At 67.1% G+C, this 17,909-nt stretch carries 18 protein-coding genes; 3 read left to right on the forward strand and 15 right to left on the reverse strand.

What is annotated here, in order from left to right; genetic code table 11:
- Positions 1-11: 11 nt before the first annotated feature.
- Genes JNG39_RS01030 through glp form a run of 3 tightly spaced genes read left to right on the forward strand, consistent with a single transcriptional unit; the run spans position 12 to position 2,616 of the window.
- Positions 12-488 carry a molybdenum cofactor biosynthesis protein MoaE gene (locus JNG39_RS01030; protein WP_368309157.1) on the forward strand — a complete coding sequence of 159 codons (477 nt, stop codon included), beginning with the start codon at positions 12-14 and terminating at the stop codon, positions 486-488.
- Positions 485-1,423, forward strand: a complete 939-nt coding sequence (moaCB, locus tag JNG39_RS01035; protein WP_368309158.1) for a bifunctional molybdenum cofactor biosynthesis protein MoaC/MoaB — start codon at positions 485-487, stop codon at positions 1,421-1,423. The genes JNG39_RS01030 and moaCB overlap by 4 nt, the downstream gene beginning before the upstream one ends.
- 2 nt (positions 1,424-1,425) lie before the next feature.
- Complete coding sequence (gene glp, locus JNG39_RS01040) at positions 1,426-2,616, forward strand: gephyrin-like molybdotransferase Glp (protein WP_368309159.1); 1,191 nt, start codon at positions 1,426-1,428, stop codon at positions 2,614-2,616.
- A 106-nt stretch (positions 2,617-2,722) separates the two neighbouring features.
- Here glp and JNG39_RS01045 read toward each other — a convergent pair whose 3' ends face one another.
- From JNG39_RS01045 to rpsB, 15 genes are all read right to left on the reverse strand, one after another.
- Positions 2,723-3,088 (reverse strand): hypothetical protein, encoded by a 366-nt coding sequence (locus JNG39_RS01045; RefSeq protein WP_368309160.1) that lies wholly within the window; start codon positions 3,086-3,088, stop codon positions 2,723-2,725.
- Positions 3,089-3,176: 88 nt separating this feature from the next.
- Complete coding sequence (gene rnhB, locus JNG39_RS01050) at positions 3,177-3,827, reverse strand: ribonuclease HII (protein WP_368309161.1); 651 nt, start codon at positions 3,825-3,827, stop codon at positions 3,177-3,179.
- Positions 3,828-3,837: 10 nt separating this feature from the next.
- Positions 3,838-5,064, reverse strand: a complete 1,227-nt coding sequence (gene lpxB, locus JNG39_RS01055; RefSeq protein ID WP_368309163.1) for a lipid-A-disaccharide synthase — start codon at positions 5,062-5,064, stop codon at positions 3,838-3,840.
- 12 nt (positions 5,065-5,076) lie between these two features.
- Positions 5,077-5,850 carry an acyl-ACP--UDP-N-acetylglucosamine O-acyltransferase gene (gene lpxA, locus JNG39_RS01060; RefSeq protein ID WP_368309165.1) on the reverse strand — a complete coding sequence of 258 codons (774 nt, stop codon included), beginning with the start codon at positions 5,848-5,850 and terminating at the stop codon, positions 5,077-5,079.
- The gene (gene fabZ / locus JNG39_RS01065; protein ID WP_247373549.1) at positions 5,847-6,320 is read right to left on the reverse strand and encodes a 3-hydroxyacyl-ACP dehydratase FabZ; all 474 of its coding nucleotides are present in this window, start codon (positions 6,318-6,320) and stop codon (positions 5,847-5,849) included. The genes lpxA and fabZ overlap by 4 nt, the downstream gene beginning before the upstream one ends.
- Positions 6,317-7,345 (reverse strand): UDP-3-O-(3-hydroxymyristoyl)glucosamine N-acyltransferase, encoded by a 1,029-nt coding sequence (gene lpxD / locus JNG39_RS01070; RefSeq protein WP_368309166.1) that lies wholly within the window; start codon positions 7,343-7,345, stop codon positions 6,317-6,319. The genes fabZ and lpxD overlap by 4 nt, the downstream gene beginning before the upstream one ends.
- Positions 7,346-7,434: 89 nt before the next feature.
- Positions 7,435-9,855 (reverse strand): outer membrane protein assembly factor BamA, encoded by a 2,421-nt coding sequence (gene bamA / locus JNG39_RS01075; RefSeq protein WP_368309167.1) that lies wholly within the window; start codon positions 9,853-9,855, stop codon positions 7,435-7,437.
- Between the two features lie 165 nt (positions 9,856-10,020).
- Entirely contained in the window at positions 10,021-11,367 is a 1,347-nt protein-coding gene (rseP, locus tag JNG39_RS01080; RefSeq protein WP_368309168.1) for an RIP metalloprotease RseP, read from the reverse strand.
- Between the two features lie 44 nt (positions 11,368-11,411).
- Entirely contained in the window at positions 11,412-12,596 is a 1,185-nt protein-coding gene (locus JNG39_RS01085; protein ID WP_368309169.1) for a 1-deoxy-D-xylulose-5-phosphate reductoisomerase, read from the reverse strand.
- A gap of 2 nt (positions 12,597-12,598) precedes the next feature.
- Positions 12,599-13,417, reverse strand: a complete 819-nt coding sequence (locus JNG39_RS01090) for a phosphatidate cytidylyltransferase (RefSeq protein ID WP_368309170.1) — start codon at positions 13,415-13,417, stop codon at positions 12,599-12,601.
- Positions 13,418-13,427: 10 nt separating this feature from the next.
- Positions 13,428-14,168 (reverse strand): polyprenyl diphosphate synthase, encoded by a 741-nt coding sequence (uppS, locus tag JNG39_RS01095; RefSeq protein ID WP_368309171.1) that lies wholly within the window; start codon positions 14,166-14,168, stop codon positions 13,428-13,430.
- Positions 14,169-14,188: 20 nt separating this feature from the next.
- The gene (gene frr / locus JNG39_RS01100; RefSeq protein WP_144916844.1) at positions 14,189-14,746 is read right to left on the reverse strand and encodes a ribosome recycling factor; all 558 of its coding nucleotides are present in this window, start codon (positions 14,744-14,746) and stop codon (positions 14,189-14,191) included.
- Positions 14,747-14,838: 92 nt separating this feature from the next.
- Entirely contained in the window at positions 14,839-15,561 is a 723-nt protein-coding gene (gene pyrH, locus JNG39_RS01105) for a UMP kinase (protein WP_247373563.1), read from the reverse strand.
- Between the two features lie 206 nt (positions 15,562-15,767).
- Complete coding sequence (tsf, locus tag JNG39_RS01110; RefSeq protein WP_368309172.1) at positions 15,768-16,646, reverse strand: translation elongation factor Ts; 879 nt, start codon at positions 16,644-16,646, stop codon at positions 15,768-15,770.
- Positions 16,647-16,729: 83 nt separating this feature from the next.
- On the reverse strand, positions 16,730-17,593 hold the full coding sequence (gene rpsB, locus JNG39_RS01115) for a 30S ribosomal protein S2 (RefSeq protein ID WP_144916835.1): 864 nt from the start codon (positions 17,591-17,593) through the stop codon (positions 16,730-16,732).
- Between the last annotated feature and the right edge of the window lie 316 nt (positions 17,594-17,909).

The raw sequence follows: 17,909 nt of genomic DNA on the forward strand, positions 1-17,909 counted from the left end.
TGGAGCGACACGTGCTGTCCGATCACCCCATCGCCATCGACGCCTTGCTCGAACTGGACGCCCACCCGGAATGCGGCGGCCTGGCGCTCTTCGTCGGTACCGTGCGCGACCACCACGAGGGACGCGCGGTGACCCGTCTTCGCTACACCGCGCACGAAGCCCTGGCAGGCAAGATCATCCAGGAGGTGGAACAGGCCACCCGGGACCGGTTCGGCGTGCCCTACGTGCGCATCGTGCACCGGCTCGGCGACCTCGCCATCGGCGACGTGGCCATCGCCTGCGTGGTGAGGGCGCCGCACCGCGCCGAAGCGTTCGACGCCTGCCGTTATGCGGTGGATGCCGTGAAACATGGCGCGCCCATCTGGAAGGAAGAATTCTACGCCGACGGCAGCAGTGCCTTCGTCGAGGGCTGCTGCATCCGCGACGACCTCGATGCCGATGCCGCGGCGCCCGTCCACCATCGTCACACGCATGCGAGCCACGGATGAAAGATGTCGGCCTGAAACCGGACTCGCTGCGCGTGGCCCGGGCCACCGCGACCCTCCACGCGCCGGCGCATTGCATCGAACGGCTGCATAGCGGCGACACGGAAAAAGGCGATGCGTTGAAGACCGCGCGCGTCGCCGGCATCCTCGCGGCCAAGCGTACGGACGAACTGATCCCGCTGTGCCATCCGCTGCCCATCCATCGCGCGGAAGTCACCTATGAACTCGCCGAGGCGTCCGTCAGGGTGATCGCCGAGGTGCAGACCATCGGCCCCACCGGGGTGGAGATGGAAGCGTTGACCGCGGCCAGCCTCGCCGCGCTCACGCTCTACGACATGCTCAAGCCGTATTGCGAGCCCGACGACATGCACATCGAGGCCTGCCGCCTCGAGCGCAAGACGGGCGGCAAATCGCATTACCGTCGTCAGCTTTCGCAGCCGCGCGACGCGGCGGTCGTGGTGCTGTCGGATACCGTCGCTTCGGGCGCCGCGCGCGATACCGCGGGCGTCTTCGTGCGCGATGCGCTCGAACAGGCCGGGTTCGGCCCGGTCGGCTACACGGTGATCGCCGACGACGCGGGCACCCTCGGCGACACGATCCGCCGCCTCGCCGAGGCGGGCGTGGCCTTGATCGTCACGGTGGGCGGGACGGGGTTGGGGCCGCGCGACATCACCGTGGACACGGTGGCGCCGATGCTCGACGTCGACATCCCTGGCATCATGGAAGCCGCGCGCGCCTTCGGCCAGCGGCGGATGCCCTTCGCCATGCTTTCCCGGGGCGTCGCGGGATATGTGCGGGATTCGTTGCTGCTCACGTTCCCTGGCAGTCGTGGTGGCGCATCCGAATCGCTCGCCGCCACCTTGCCGGGCATCGTCCACCTGATCGAGACCGCCCGTCGCGGCGGACGACACGCCGGCGGCTACGGCGAGGAAACCTGACCATGGCGTTGATTCCGCTCGACCAGGCCCTCGAACACTATGCGAGCGTCCGTCCACTGCCGGTGCATCGCGTGCCGCTGGACATCGCGCTGGGGGCCGTGCTGGCGGAGTCGCCGAGATCGCGCCTTTCGTTGCCACGCTTCACCCAGAGTGCGATGGACGGCTACGCGGTGCGCGCGGCCGACGGCGCCGGTCCCCGGACGCTCATCGGCACCTCGGCGGCGGGGTCTCCCACCGACGTCCATGTCGGCGAGGGACAGGCCGTGCGCATCCTCACCGGCGGCGTGCTTCCCGATGGCGCCGACGCCGTGGCGCGCCAGGAAATCGTCGAGCGCGACGGCCGTGGCATCGTCTTGCGCGAAGCGGTGCGCGTGGGTGAAGCGATACGTCGCGAGGGCGAAGAACTCCAGCAGGGCGACGTGCTCGCCGAGGCGGGCCAGCGCGTGACCGCCGGCCTCGTCGCGGTGCTGGCGATGGCGGGCGTCGATGAAATCGACGTGCGCCGTCGTCCCCGCGTGTCCGTGCTGATCACGGGCGACGAAGTGCTGCGCGTGGGACACCCCCTGGGTCCTGGCCAGATCTACGACGCGAACGGTCCGTTGCTCCGCGCGTGGTTCGTCGAACACGGCTACGGTGAGCCGGTGATCGGCTACGTGCGCGACGACGAACGAGAGCTGGAAGAAGCCATGAGCGCAGCCCTCGACAGCGCTGACCTGGTCATCACCAGCGGTGGCGTGTCCGTGGGCGATCGCGATTACGTGCCGCTCGTCGCCGATCGTCTCGGCGTGCGGCGGAAATTCTGGAAAGTGGCGCAGAAGCCGGGAAAACCGCTCTGGTACGGCGTTCGGGACGACGGCAAGGCCTTGCTGGGCATGCCCGGCAATCCGGGCGCGGTCCTGGTCTGCCTGGCGATCCACGCCCGGGCGGTGCTTGGCCGTCTGGAAGGCGAAACGTCGAGCCAGCCGGCATGGTGCCATGGTGTGTTGACGACCCACGTGGAAGCCGACGCCGAGCGCGATCGACTCCTGCGGATGCGGCTGGACCTGGGCGACGGTACCGCGCGCCTGACGTTGTTGCCGAAGCAGGAATCGCACATGCTCAGCAACCTCGCGTCGGCCCACGTGCTGGCGTGGTTGCCTTCGCGCAGCGAGCCATTCGCGGCGGGCGAACGGGTGGCGTGGATTGCTCTTTAAGGGGCGAAACGCATCGCGGACAGGGTCCGCTCCCACCCGTCGGTAGACACGATGCTACCGACGGGTGGGGCGGCCCCTGTCCGCGATGTCCCGCGAAGCGGGGGCTTTACCAGGCCTTCACGTCCGACACGACGACCGTGTAATCCTGCATGTCCGACGAGTAGCGGAACAGGCGGCCGAGGTCGAAGTCGACGCTCTTGCCCGGCTCGATGTTCGAGGTGCCGGCGGGCCAGCCCTGCTTGCTGGCGATGACCTTGCCCGAAGCGTCCTTCGCGTCGATGCGGATCTGCGCGGCAGCGGGCTCGCTGCACTTGTTGACGAGGTTGCCCTTCATGCTGAAACGCGGCTGGCCGGCGCCCTGCTGGATCTTCACGGCGAAGCCGTCGACGGCGAAATCCTTGGCGGAGCAGGCGGCATGGGCCGAGAGCGGAGCCGCGATCAGCAGCGCGGCGGCGATGGCGATCTTTTTCATGGGATGGTCCCTATGGTGATGAATAAATCAGACGCCGTGAAAAAGGGCGTTGCCGATTTATCGGCGGGAGCATCCAGGACTTTAGGCTTTATGACAGGGCCGTTCCGAAGAGGTCGGGCATCGGCGGCGGTTCGGGCTCGAACCAGCGTTTGACCGGGGCGAAGCTCCGGCGATGGGCATGGCAAGGCCCCAGGCGATCCAGCGCCTCCATATGCTCGGGCACGGCGTAGCCCTTGTGCCGGGCAAAGCCGTAGCCCGGATGCATGGCATCGAGCGCGTGCATATGGCGGTCGCGGCTCACCTTGGCGAGGATCGATGCCGCGCTGATGGCCGGTTCGGTGGCGTCACCGCCGATCACCGCCCGGGCCTCGCAGGGCAGGGTACGCGGCAGGCGGTTGCCGTCGATCAGGGCCATCTGCGGTGCCAGCGACAGGCCCATGAGCGAGCGGGTCATGCCGACCATGGTGGCCTGGAAGATATTGATCCGGTCGATTTCCTCGCGCTCGACGAAGATCACCGTCCAGGCCAGGGCGCGCTCGACGATGCGGCCGTAGAGCTTTTCGCGGGTGGCCTCGTCGAGCTGCTTGGAATCGTTGAGCCCGCGGATGGGCCGCTCGGGGTCGAGGATCACGGCCGATACCACCACCGGACCGGCCAGCGGGCCACGGCCGGCCTCGTCCACCCCGGCGACGATGAGATCGCGGGCGAGCTGGCGGGTGACGTTGAGCTTGCGGGGCATGGTCGAAAGGCTAGTGGGGTTCGGTCGTGCCGACAAGGTTCGGGACGTGAGGTTGATCCAAGAGTTCGGCGATGGCCTCGGCGGCGCGATCCGCGGCTTGTCCTTCCAGCCCACCACGCAGCTCCCGATGCAGGAACTCGAACGCCGCCACCACGGCGCCCCGGCGCTCGCTGTCGCCGAGCAGGTCGAGGGTGGCGCCGGCGAGGTTGTCGGCGGTGCAGTCGTCCTGCATGAATTCGGGCACCAGCAGGTGCTGGCCCAGCCCGCAGGCGCGGGCGAGGATGTTGGGCAGGCTGTAGACGTCGGTCTTCAGCATGCGCAACGCCTTGGCGATGCGATAGCTCGTGGGCGATACACGGTAGCCCACCACCATCGGCCGCTTGGCGAGCATGGCTTCGAGCGTGGCGGTGCCGGAAGCGAGCAACACCGCGTCGGCGGCCAGCATCGCCTCGTGGGCGCGACCGTCGGTGAGCAGGGGTGAGATGCCCGGAAAGTCGGCCAGCAGTTCGGCAAGGCGCGCATGCACGCGTTCGTTGGCCGAGGGCATCACGATGCGCAGAGACGGCATCGAGCTGGCGACGCGGCGTGCCGCGTCGACGAAGATGGCGCCGACGCGTTCGATCTCGCTGGGGCGGCTGCCGGGCAGCACGGCGAGCACGGGGGCATCGTGGGGCAGGCCCAGGGCGTCGCGCGCGGCGGCGCGATCGGACACCATGGGAAAACGGTCGGCGAGCGGATGGCCCACGAAGCGCGCGTCGACGCCGTGCTTCGCGTAGATCGGCGGCTCCATGGGAAACAGGCAGAGCACGCGATCGGCCGAGCGGCCGATCTTCTCCGCACGCTTCTCGCGCCAGGCCCACACCGACGGGCTCACGTAGTGCACCGTGGCGAGGCCGGCCTGCTTGAGTCGGCGCTCCACGCCGAGGTTGAAGTCGGGTGCGTCGATGCCGACCACGACATCGGGCCGTTCGGCGAGGAGCCGCGCGACCAGGGTCTTGCGCAGACGAAGCAGGCGGGGCAGGTGCTTTACCACCTCGGCGAAGCCCATGACCGACAGTTCGCGAATGTCGTGCCACGACTCGAAGCCGCGGGCCAGCATGCGGGCCCCGCCGATGCCGGCGAACCGGGCGCCGGGATAGATGCGGCGGAGGGCCTCGATGAGATCGGCGCCCAACTGGTCGCCGGAATCTTCGCCGGCGATGAGCGCGATGAAGGGTTCGTGCGTGGTGTGTGTCATGCCGATCCCGCGTCAGCGGGCGATCGCGCGCTCGCTGCGATCGAGGAACTCGAGCATCTGGCGCACGTCGTCGCTGGTTTCGGCCTGTGCCTGAAGCTGTTCACGGGCCTCGGCCAGCGGCAGGCCCGCCATGTAGAGCGTGCGGTAGGCGCGCTTGATGGCGGCGATGCGGTGGGTGTCGAAACCGCGACGTTTCAGGCCCTCGCTGTTGATGCCGCGTGGGCGGCCGCGGGTTTCGTTGGCCATCATCACGAAGGGAGGCACGTCGGAACCGACCAGGCAACCCATGCCGAGGAAGGCGTGCGCGCCGACCTTGCAGAACTGGTGCACGCCCGAATAACCGGACAGGATGGTCCAGTCGCCGATTTCCGCATGGCCCGCCAGGGCGGAATAGTTCGAGAACACGACGTTGTTGCCCACCTGGCAATCGTGCGCGATGTGCACGTAGGCCAGCAGCCAGTTGTCGTTGCCGATGCGCGTGATGCCGCCGCCGTCGCCGGTGCCGCGGTTGATCGTGACGAACTCGCGGATGAGGTTGCGATCGCCGATGGCCACCTCGGTGCGCTCGCCCTGCCATTTCTTGTCCTGCGGCGGACCGCCGATGGAGGCGAACTGGAGGATGCGGTTGTCGCGCCCGATGGTGGTGGGCCCCTCGATGACCACGTGGGGACCGATGGTGGTGCCCTCGCCGACGACCACGTCGGCACCGATGATGGTGTAGGCACCGATGCCGACGTTGTCCGCGATTCGCGCGGATGGGTCGATCTGCGCGGTCGGATGGATCATTTGTCGTTCCTCGCGGCGCACATCAGTTCGCAGCAGGCCACCACCTTGCCGTCGACCAGCGCCCTGGCCTCGAACAGGCCCATGCCGCGAATCAGGCGCTTGAGGGACACTTCCATGCGCAGCTGGTCGCCCGGCGCCACCACCGAGGAGAAGCGGGCGTTATCCACCTTCACCAGGTAGAACAGGGGGCTTCCGCCCTGGCCGTCCATCTGGCTGGTGATCTGGGTGAGCAGGCCGGCGGTCTGCGCCATGGCCTCGACGATGAGCACGCCCGGCATCACCGGGTGTCCGGGGAAATGGCCCTGGAAGAACGGTTCGTTGATCGTGACGTTCTTGATGGCGGTGATGGTCTTGCCCGGATCGATCTCGATCACGCGGTCGACCAGCAGGAACGGATAGCGGTGCGGCAGCAGTTGCTGGATCTGTTCCACGTCCACCGGGAGCTTCACGGCGGCTTTCGAATCGCTCATTGCCCTTTGTCCTTTTCCAGCGCCGCCAGGCGGCGCGCGTACTCGTCGAGGTGTTTCATGCGTGCCGCGTTGCGCCGCCACTGGCGGTTTTCCTGCAGCGGGGAACCGGAAGAATATTCGCCCGGCTCCCGGATCGATGCCGTGACCAGGCTCTTGGCCGTGATGGTAACCCGGTCGGCCAGTTCGAGGTGGCCGAGAATGCCCGCGTTGCCGCCGATGAGGCAGTAACGGCCGATTTTCGCGCTGCCGGCCACGGCCGAGCACCCGGCCATGGCGGTGTGGGCGCCGATGTGCACGTTGTGGGCGATCTGGATCTGGTTGTCGAGGCGAACGTCTTCCTCGAGCACCGTATCGTCGAGCGCACCGCGGTCGATGGTGGTATTGGCGCCGATTTCGCAGTCGTCGCCGATCCGCACGCCGCCGAGCTGGGGCAGCTTCACCCAATGGTCGCGGTCGAAGGCGAGGCCGAAGCCGTCCGAGCCGATCACCGCGCCGGGATGGACCAGCACGCGCTTGCCCAGGGTGACGCGGATCACCAGGGTAACCCGGGCGACCAGGCGGGAGTCGGCGCCCACCACGCAGCCGGGGCCGATGGTGCATCCCGGTCCGAGGATGGCGCCCTCTTCGATCACCGCGCCGTCCTCGACGACGCAGCAGGGGCCCACGCTGGCCGTGGGATGCACGCGGGCGGACACGGACACCACCGCGCTCGGGTGGATGCCACGCGGCGCGGGGGCGTGCTTCTCGAACAGGGCGGCGATTTTCGCGTAGGCGACGTAGGGGTCTTTCGCCACCAGGGCCGCGCCCTGGCGCAGCGGCAGGGCATCGGCGTGGAGTACGACGATGCCGGCCTGGGTGTCGGCCAGTTGCGAGGTGTATTTCGGGTTGGAGAGGAAGGTGAACTGCGTCGGCGTGGCCGTGGCCAGGGTGCCGATGCCGTCGACCGTGGTGGCCGGATCGCCATGCGCCTCGAGCCCGAACCGCTCGGCCAGTTCGCCAAGCGTGAATTGCGGATTCCCGCTCACAGGAAAGCTCCCAAAAAGAAGGGGTGGCAGAGGATCGCCCCCTGCCACCCCACGATTCTACTTACTGTTCACCCTTTACGGTTCACGCCTTAGAACGTGTTGCCGAAGGTGAACTGGATGCGCTCGACGAAGCGGTTATCCTCGGTCTTCTTACGGAACGGCACGGCGAAGTTGATGATCAGCGGGCCGATCGGCGCCTGCCACTGCAGCGAGAGACCGGTGGAAGCGCGCAGTTCGCTGGCGTCGAAGGACGAGTAGTCCTTGTAGACGTTGCCGACGTCGACGAACCAGCTCACGCGGGCCGTATTCACGTCCTTCAGGAAGGGCAGGGGCAGGAACATCTGCGCGGTGCCCAGCACCTTGAAGGCGCCGCCGATCGGCTGGCCGTAGGAGTAATAGCCGCCGCTGCATCGACCGTGGCTGTCCGGATTGGGGCTGGCGCTGCCGCCGTCGCAGAGGCGGGGACCCAGGGTGTTGTCCTGGAAGCCGCGCACGTCGCGCACGCCGCCGGCGTAGTAGTTCTCCCAGAAGGGGAACTGCACCTTGTCACCCTTGCTGTAGATCTTGGCGCCCACCGTGCCGTCGGGATTGATCGCGTAGCCGTCGTTGTCGTACGTCTGGCCGTAGGTCTTGCCGTAGCCGACCTGGCCGTCGAGATAGAGCACGAAGCCCTTGCCGATGGGCCAGTAGTGGTTGGCTTCGCCGAACAGCTTGTAGAACTGCACCGTCGAACCCGGCAGCGCGCCCTCGATGGACGCCGTCAGCTGGCCGCCACGGGTGGGTGCCCAGTAGCTGTTGCGGGTGTCGTGGGTGTAGCCCAGGCTCGTGGTCCACGAGTGGATGGTCTTGTTGCCGATGGCCTGCTGGTACGCCGAAAGCTGGGTCGGCGTCAGGTACGACGTGTTGATGAGGTTGGAGCTGACGCCCAGGCTCGTCGACAGCGAATCGTAGTCGGTGATCGGGAACGACAGCGTGGTCTGGAACGACTTGGTGCTGTAGGTGTAGTTCGCCAGGTCGGTGTCGCCGTAGTCGAGCTTGCTGTAACCAAGGTTATAGCCCAGCTGGATGCCCGAGTCGGTGAGGTAGGGGTTCACGTAGCTGGCGTTGATGCGCTTGTAGTACGTGCTGGTTTCGGCGCCGATCGAGAAGCGGTCGCCCGTGCCCAGGAAGTTGTTCTGCGACACCGAGGCCGACAGGATGATGCCGGAGTACTGCGAGTAGCCCACGCCGAACATCAGCGAGCCGGCGGACTGTTCTTCCACCTTCACCGTGAGGTCGACCTGGTCGACGGTGCCCGGTACGAGCTGCTTGTCGACGTCGACGGTCTTGAAGTAGCCGAGGCGCTGCAGTCGGGTCTTCGAACGGTCGATGGCGCCCTGCGCGTACCACGCGCCCTCGAGCTGGCGCATTTCGCGGCGGAGCACCTCGTCTTCGGTACGGGTGTTGCCCTGGAACACCACGCGGCGCACGTACACGCGCTTGCCCGGCTCGATGAAGAGGGTGAGGTCGGCGGTGCGCTTGTCCTTGTCGAGCTTGGGCACCGGGGTGACCTTCGCGAAGGCGTAGCCGATGTTCGCAAGGATGCCCTTGATGGCGTCCGTGCTGGCTTCGATGGCCGCGTGGTTGAAGGTGTCGCCCTTGTGCACGTAGACCAGCTTGCGCAGCGTTTCTTCAGGCAGGATCAGCTCGCCGAGCAGCTTCACGTCGGAGACGGTATAGACCTCGCCTTCCTTGACGCTGGCGTCGACGTACATGCTGCGCTTGTCTGGGCTGATCGCCACCTGGGTGGAATCGAGGCCGAAATCGGCGTAGCCGCGGTTGAGGTAGTAGTTGCTGAGCTTCTCGAGGTCGCCCGAGAGCTTTTCGCGCGAGTACTGGTCGTCCTTGGAGTACCACGACAGCCAGCCGGTGGTATTGGACTCGAAGCCGTCGCGGATGGCCTTGTCGGGGAAGGCCTTGTTGCCGACGATGTTGATTTCCTTGATCTTGGCCGCCTTGCCTTCGCGAATTTCGATGTCGATGGCGACGCGGTTGCGATCGAGGCGGGTCACGTGCGGTTCGACCGACACGTTGTACTTGCCGCGGTTGTAGTACTGGCGGATGAGTTCCTGCTGCACGCGGTCGAGCGACAGGCGGTCGAAGGTTTCGCCTTCGGCCAGGCCGATTTCCTTCAGGCCCTTGCGCAGGTCGTCTTCCTTGATGTCCTTGTTGCCGCGCAGGGTGAGTTTGGCGATGGCCGGGCGCTCCACCACCTTGATCACCAGGATGTCGCCCTGGCGGTCGAGTTCGACGTCGCTGAAGAACTTGGTCTGGTAGAGGGCACGAATCGCGGCCTGGGCCTTGTCGTCACTCAGCGTGTCGCCCTTTTCGACGGGCAGGTAGCTCAGTACCGTGCCCTGCGCGATACGCGTCAGGCCATCGATACGGATGTCGGAAACGACGAACGGCTCGAAAGCAAGCGCATTGGCGGACAGGGAGGCAAGCAGGATCAGGGCGGCGATACGCTTCATCGTCGATTCCGTTGGGTTAATTCCAGCCGCAGGCGGACGAGGCCGGCGACCGAAGAGGAGCACGCGCCGGACTCATGCCCGGCGTCGTTCGGCCATGGGCGCGGATGCGTCCAGGGCCTGGGTGATACGGGTGTGGTTCGGGTCCGCGCAACGCGTGGGCCTTCGTCACGAGACGAGCATTCGCTGGATGTCGTTGAAAAACGCCAACCCCATCAGGGTAAACAGCAAGGCGAGCCCCACATACTGGCCTGCGATCATCGTGCGTTCGCTTACCGGACTGCCTTTGACCAACTCGATAAGGTAATACAGCAGGTGTCCACCGTCCAAGACGGGGATGGGCAGCAGGTTCAGGATGGCCAGGCTGAGCGAGACCAGCGCGAGGAAATTGAGGAACCACCCGAGACCGCGGTTGGCCGAGTCGTTGGCGACCTGGGCGATGCCGATCACGCCGGAAAGGTTCTTGGTGGAGGCCTCGCCGGAAAGCATCTTTCCGATCAGCCCCAGCGTATTGCGGGTGCCGGTCCAGGTCGCCGACAGCGATTCGGTGAAGGCGCGTGCCGGCCCGTAGCGCAGCGTGGCGGCCTCGGGGGGCACGGCGGAGATGCCGATCATCCAGCGAACCGGCTGGCCTTCCTCGGACTTCATGCGTGCCGTGAGTTGCACCGTGGAGGGCTGGCCGTCGCGCACGATGGCCAGCGAGAGCTTCGGCGACTTCTTCGCTTCGTCGGGCACCAGCTTGGTGAAGGCCTCGAAGTTGTCGACGGGGATGCCGTTGACCGCCACGATGCGGTCGCCGGGGCGCAGGCCGGCCAGCGAGGCGGGGTCGCCCGGCAGCACGGTGCCGACCACGGCCGGAAGGGGCGCCATGGCCAGACCGAGCTGGTTGAAGCGCTGGCCGATGTCGCCGGTGTTGTCGAGTTTTTGCAGCGGCAGCACCACGTCGCGCTGCGCGCCGTCGGTGCCCTTCACGCGCACCGGCAGCGGCGAGGTGCCGAGCAGCGCGTTGGCGAGCACGTCCATGGCGTCGCTCCAGGTGCCCACCGGCTGGCCGTCCATCGCCACGATGCGGTCGCCCGGGCGGATGCCCGCCTGGGCGGCGACGGAGGCGGGCGCGGCGGTGACCAGCGGCACGACGTCGGGCTTGCCCACGATGTACATCGCCCAGAAGGCGGCGACGGTGAAGATCAGGTTGAACGCGGGACCCGCGGCCACGATGGCGATGCGCTTCCACACCGGCTTGGCGGTGAACTCGCCGCTCATCTGGGAGGGATCGACGTCCGCCTCGCGGGCGTCGAGCATCTTCACGTAGCCGCCCAGCGGAATCGCGGCGATCTGGTACTCGGTGCCGTCCTTCGCGACGCGCCGCCACAGGGGACGTCCGAAACCGACCGAGAAGCGCAGCACGCGCACGCCGCAGCGACGCGCCACCCAGTAGTGGCCGAATTCGTGAAAGGTCACCAGGACGCCCAGCGTCACCAGCAGCCAGAATACGGAACCAAGGAAAGGGCTCATCGGAGAAGACGGGTCTCGAAAAAAAACGTTTGGGTGGAGCGAGTTTAGCAGTAAGCGCGGCGGAGCACGTCGCGTGCCGACCGACGTGCCTCCGCATCGCGTTCCGCGAGGGTCTGGACATCGACCACGGCTTGGGCCGGCAGTTCCTGAAGAACGCGCTCGACGACCTCGGCGATGCCAAGGAAGGGCAGGGTGCCGCCGAGGAAGGCGTCCACGGCCACCTCGTTGGCCGCGTTCAGGATGGCGGTGGCGTCGCCCCCGGCGCGCAGGGCCTCGAAGGCCAGGGCCAGGCAGCGGAAGGTGCGGGTGTCGGGCGCTTCGAAGTCGAGCCGGGCGTGGGCGGCCAGGTCGAGCGGCGCCACGCCGGCCTCGATGCGCTCCGGCCACGCCAGTGCGCAGGCGATGGCGGTGCGCATGTCCGGGTTGCCGAGCTGGGCCAGCATGGAGCCGTCCACGTAGTCGACCAGCGAATGCACGAGGCTCTGCGGGTGGACGACCACCTCGATGGCGTCCGGCGGCGCCTGGAAGAGGTGATGGGCCTCGATGACTTCCAGCCCCTTGTTCATCAGGGTGGCCGAATCGACCGAGATCTTCCGGCCCATCGACCATTTCGGATGGGCGCAGGCCTGGTCGGGCGTGACGCCGCCCAGTTCGGCGCGCGTGCGGCCGCGGAAGGGGCCGCCCGACGCGGTGAGCACCAACCGCCGGACCCCCGCGCGACCGACGCCGGGGCGCCCCTGGGGCAGGCACTGGAAAATCGCGTTGTGCTCGGAGTCGACGGGAATCAGGTCGCCGCCGCCCTCTCGCAAGGCGGCCAGCAGCAGTTCGCCGGCCATCACGATGGATTCTTTGTTGGCCAGCAGCAGCCGTTTTCCCGCGCGGGCGGCGGCAAGCGTGGAATCCAGGCCCGCGGCGCCCACGATGGCGGCCACTACCGTATCGCATAGTGGGCCGGCTGCGGCGGCGGTCACCGCGTCGGCACCGGAGGCCACCTCGCAGCGCACGCCGGCGGCCGCGAGTCGGCGGGCCAGGTCGGCCTCCATCGAGGGATCGGCGACGATGGCGAGATCGGGCCTGAAGCGTTCACAGAGCCGCGCAAGGGCTTCGGTGCCGCGGTGGGCCACGAGTACGCTGGCGCGGAAGCGATCGGGATGACGGGCGATGACGTCGAGCGCGCTGGTGCCGATGGAGCCGGTGGCACCGAGCACCGCGACCTGGCGAAGCGTCATCGTCAGAGCCCGAGCAGGAGCTTGCCGGCCGCGAAGATCGGCAGCGCGGCGAACACGCTGTCGAGACGGTCGAGCAGGCCTCCATGGCCGGGAAAGAGCGCGCCGGAGTCTTTCACGTCGGCGTGGCGCTTGAGCAGGCTTTCGTAGAGATCGCCTACCACGGCGATGGCGACCGTCAATACGCCGAGCACGAGCATGCCCAGCAGTTGCGCGCCGTCGCGCACGCCCAGCAGGTAACCGCCGAGCAGGGCGACCGCGCCACCGGCCAGCACCGCGCCGTAGACGCCCGCCCAGGTCTTCCCCGGGCTGATGCGCGGCGCGAGCTTGCGGCGGCCGAAACGGCGGCCGCTGAAATAGGCGCCGGTATCGGCGGCCCAGACGATGACCAGGGCCAGCAGCGTCCACCAGTGACCGTGGTCGCTCTCGTGCAGGGCGATGGCGGCGGCCAGCGCGGGCAGCACCACCAGCACGCCCGCACCGAGCTTGAGCAGGCGGTTTTCGCTGTTGGGCGCGGCGGCGAAGGTGAAGTGGCGCAGCCAGAAGCAACAACCGATCCACCAGGCCACGCCGGCGAAGGTGAGTACCGTGAGCACGCCCGGGGTGCGTACGACGACCAGGGCGGCCAGCAGGGCGGCGCCCAGCGCGGTGACGATGCCGCGTCCGACGGGCGTGCGGCAGCCGGCGAGCAGGCTCCATTCCCACGCCGCGACGACGAAGACCAGGGCCACCAGGGCGGCGAAGAAGCCGGTGGGGGGCAGCAGGATGAGTGCCAGCACCAGGGGCAGGAGGATCGCGGCGGTGGTGATGCGTTGTTTCAGCATGATGTGAGGGTCAGCCCGTGGTGGCGACCTGTTCGCCGGTGCGGCCGTAGCGGCGCTCGCGGCGGGCATAGTCGTCGATGGCCTCGGCGAGGCAGGCCTGGTCGACGTCGGGCCACAGGGTGTCGGTGAAGTACAGCTCGGCGTAGGCGATCTGCCAGAGAAGGAAGTTGCTCACCCGATGCTCGCCACCGGTGCGGATGAAGAGATCGAGCGGCGGCTGGTCGGCGAGGCAGGTGTAGCCGTGAAGGCGGGTTTCGTCGATCTCGGAGGCGGCGAACTCGCCGCGCGCCACGGCTTCGGCGGCACGGCGCGCGGCGTTGGCGATGTCCCAGCGGCCGCCGTAATTCACGGCCACGTTCATGTTGAGGGCGGTGTTACCCGCCGTGCGCTCCATGGCGCCCTGCATGCGCTTGCGCAGTTCGGACGCGAACGCGTCGAGGTCGCCGACGAAGCGGATGCGCACGCCGTTGCCGTGCAGTTCGTCCACTTCGCGATCGATGGCCTTGAGGAACAGTTCCATCAAGGCCGACACCTCGGTGGGCGGGCGCTTCCAGTTTTCGCTGGAAAAGGCGAAAAGCGTGAGCGATTCGATGCCGTGGCGCAGGCAGAATTCCACCGCCTCGCGCACGGCCTTTTGACCGGCGTGGTGCCCGAACGTGCGCGGCCGCAGGCGCTGTTTCGCCCAGCGGCCATTGCCGTCCATCACGATGGCGAGATGGCGAGGTACCCGCGCGTCGGGCTTCGGGGCCATGCAGGCGAACCGATGGCGCGTCAGAGCGCCATCAGCTCCTTTTCCTTTTCCGACACCACGTCGTCGACGTTCTTGACGTATTTGTCGGTGAGCTTCTGGATGTCGTCGTCGGCGCGCTTCTTGTCGTCTTCCGTGATGGCCTTGTCCTTCAGCAGCTTGTCGACGTGCTGGATGGCGTCGCGGCGCACGTTGCGGATGGCGATCTTGGCCTGTTCGCCTTCCTTCGCCACGCTCTTGGCGAGCTCCTTGCGGCGCTCTTCGGTCGGCGGCGGGAAGTTGAGGCGGATATCCATGCCCATGGTGGTGGGCGTGATGCCGAGGTCGGACGCCATGATGGCCTTCTCGATCGGGCCGATCATGGCCTTGTCGAACGGCTTGACCGACAGCGAGCGGGCGTCGGGCGTGGTCACGTTGGCGACCTGCGCCAGCGGCGTATCGGTGCCGTAGTAGGGCACCTTGATGTTCTCGAGGATCTGCGGATTGGCGCGACCGGTGCGGATCGACTTGAGGTCGTGCTTGAGCGAATCGATGCTCTTGCCCATGCGGGTCTCAGCATCTTTCTTGATGTCGTTGATCATGGGCTTGTTTCCGGTGGAACGGTCAGCAGGCGAGTATAGCAGGGAGGGCGGCGCGGCCGTGCCGCGCCGCCGCACCGTGGCGCCCGGGCGGGTCAGCCGGCGTCGACGAGGGTGCCGACGGGCTCGCCCTTCATGATCTTCATGAGGTTGCCGGGCTCGGTCATGTCGTAGATGCGCAGCGGCAGCTTGTTTTCACGGCAGAGGGCGATGGCGGCGGTGTCCATCACCTCGAGGCGGCGCTCGATGACCTGGTTGTAGGTGAGGTGTTCGTAGCGAGTGGCGTCGGCGTGACGCTTCGGGTCGGCGCTGTACACGCCGTCGACCTTGGTGGCCTTCAGCAGCAGGTCGGCGCCCACTTCCACGGCACGCAGGGCGGCGGCGGAGTCGGTGGTGAAGAACGGGTTGCCGATACCGGCGGCGAAGAGGGTGACGCGGCCCTTTTCGAGGTGGCGGATGGCGCGACGGCGGATGAAGTCCTCGCAGACTTCGTTGATCTTGATGGCGCTCATCGTGCGGGCTTCGCCGCCGAGCTTTTCGATGGCGTCCTGCATGGCCAGTGCGTTCATCACCGTGGCGAGCATGCCCATGTGGTCGCCGGTGACGCGATCCATGCCCGAGGCGGCCAGGCCGGCGCCGCGGAAGATGTTGCCGCCGCCGATGACGACGCCGACCTGCACGCCGGCATCGCGCACTTCGAGGATTTCCTTCGCGAGGCGGCCGATCACCTTGGGATCGATGCCGTAGTCTTCGCTGCCCATGAGGGCTTCACCGGAGAGCTTGAGCAGGATGCGGCGATGATTCAGCGGGGTGCTCATGGGGGGTCTCCAGATTGTGTGGGGCAAAACGCGCGTAGTGTACCGCGCGTTCTTTGTTACAGGAACGTGAAAAACTGTCGCAATTCACCAAATCGGGAACGGCCTATGTCCGCGTTCATTCCCGGAGGCGGTTCGTCTGCTGGAAAGGCGGGCATGAAAAAGGCCGCGATCGCTCGCGGCCTTCTTCATGAACCGGTGGGAGAGGCTTACGCCAGGCCCGCCTGCTTCATCACTTCGGCGGCGAAGTCGTCCACCACCTTCTCGATGCCTTCGCCGACGGCGAGACGCTTCACGTCGACGATCTCCGCGCCGCCCTTCTTGAGGGCTTCGGCGACGGTGACGTCACCGTCGAGCACGTACGGCTGGCCGACGAGGGTCGCCTCGGCGAGGATCTTGTTGACCTTGCCGGTGACGATCTTGTCGAGGATGTCGGCCGGCTTGGCCTTTTCCTTGTCGGACATCTTCGAGAGTTCGATTTCCTTTTCCTTCTCGAGGAAGTCGGCCGGCACGTCTTCGACCTTGATGAACTTGGGGTTCATCGCGGCCACGTGCATGGCGATGCCCTTGGCCAGTTCTTCCGAGCCACCCTTGAGGGACACCAGCACGCCGATGCGGCCGTTGTGCGAGTAAGCGCCGATCGGGCCATCGTTCTTGACCTCGGCCATGCGGCGCACGTCGAACTTCTCGCCGATGGTGAGGGTGAGGGCCTTGGCGCTGTCTTCGACAGTGGAGTCGCCGAGCTTGGCGGCCTTCAGCGCGTCGATGTCGGCGACGTCGGATTCGAGGGCGACGTTGGCGACATCCTTGGTGAACTGGATGAAGCCCTCGTTGCGCGAGGAGAAGTCGGTTTCGCTGTTCACTTCGACCATCACGGCCTTGCCGGCCTTGCTGGCCACGGCGATGAGGCCTTCGGCGGCAACGCGGTCAGCCTTCTTGTCGGCCTTGGCCGCGCCGCTCTTGCGCAGCGCTTCCATTGCCGCTTCGATATCGCCGTTGTTTTCGACGAGTGCCTTCTTGCACTCCATCATGCCGACGCCGGAACGCTCGCGCAGATCCTTGACGAGGCTTGCGGTGATCTCAGCCATGGTGATTCCTCAATGATTTCGTTGGGCGCCGCGGCGGGGTTGCCGCGGCGCCGGGTCATGCCTTTCGAAAGAGGCGCGGGCGCTTACGCGCGGCCGCGGCCGCCCTCGCGACCACCGTCACGGCCGCCTTCGCGGCGCGGGGCGCCCTTCTTGGCGGGCGGACGACGGTCGCCACGCGGAGCGGCCTCGTCCTTCGCGACCGGGTTGCCTTCCTCGTCGAGCTCGACGAACTCGTTGGCATCGCCGCGGGCGGCGTGCTGCGGAGCGGCGGCCTTGCCTTCGAGGATCGAATCGGCGGCGGCGCGGGCGTAGAGCTGGATGGCGCGGATGGCGTCGTCGTTGCCCGGGATGGCGTAGTCGACGAGGGCCGGGTCGTAGTTGGTATCGACGACGGCGACGACCGGGATGCCCAGCTTGCGGGCTTCCTGCACGGCGATGTCTTCATGGCCGATGTCGACGATGAACAGGGCGTCCGGCAGGCGGTTCATGTCCTTGATGCCGCCCAGCGAGTTCTGCAGCTTCTCGCGCTCGCGACGACGGGCCAGCACTTCGTGCTTGACCAGGCGGTCGAACGAACCGTCGGTTTCGGCGGCTTCGAGTTCCTTCAGGCGGGCGACCGACTGCTTCACGGTACGGAAGTTGGTCAGCATGCCGCCGAGCCAGCGGGCGGTGACGAACGGCTGGCCGGCGCGGCCGGCTTCCTCGGCCAGGGCTTCGCGGGCGGAGCGCTTGGTGCCGACGAAGAGGATGGTGCCGCCCTTCTGGGCCAGGCCCGAGAGGAAGTTCATCGCGTCGGTGAAGAGCGGGAGCGTCTTCTCGAGGTTGATGATGTGGATCTTGCCGCGGGCGCCGAAGATGTACGGAGCCATCTTGGGGTTCCAGTAACGGGTCTGGTGGCCGAAATGGACGCCGGCTTCCAGCATCTCGCGCATGGTGACTTGTGCCATGGAATACTCCTGGGCGAACCGCACGGGGCGGTTCTATGGGGGTTGGGACCTCCACGCATCCCCGGCTTCGACCCGTTCCGACCGCGGAGCCTTTCGCTCGTCGACGGCGTAACGGGCACCCCGAAGGCGGTGCCGATGCGTGTGTGGCGTTAAAAGCGATCGCTCCGGACGGGGACCATGATGGCGCCGTGCGGTTACAATCGCGCTTCGAATCGCCGCCGTGGCCACGTAGGAGTGGCTTCGCCGGGCAGCAAAACTCGCTAATTGTAGCCTTCCGGGGTCCGTCGCCGCAAGTCGCACTGGAATTCGGCCGCGG

Origin of the sequence: Luteibacter sp. CQ10, from assembly GCF_040900725.1 — a bacterium.
In the GTDB taxonomy this organism is placed as follows: domain Bacteria; phylum Pseudomonadota; class Gammaproteobacteria; order Xanthomonadales; family Rhodanobacteraceae; genus Luteibacter.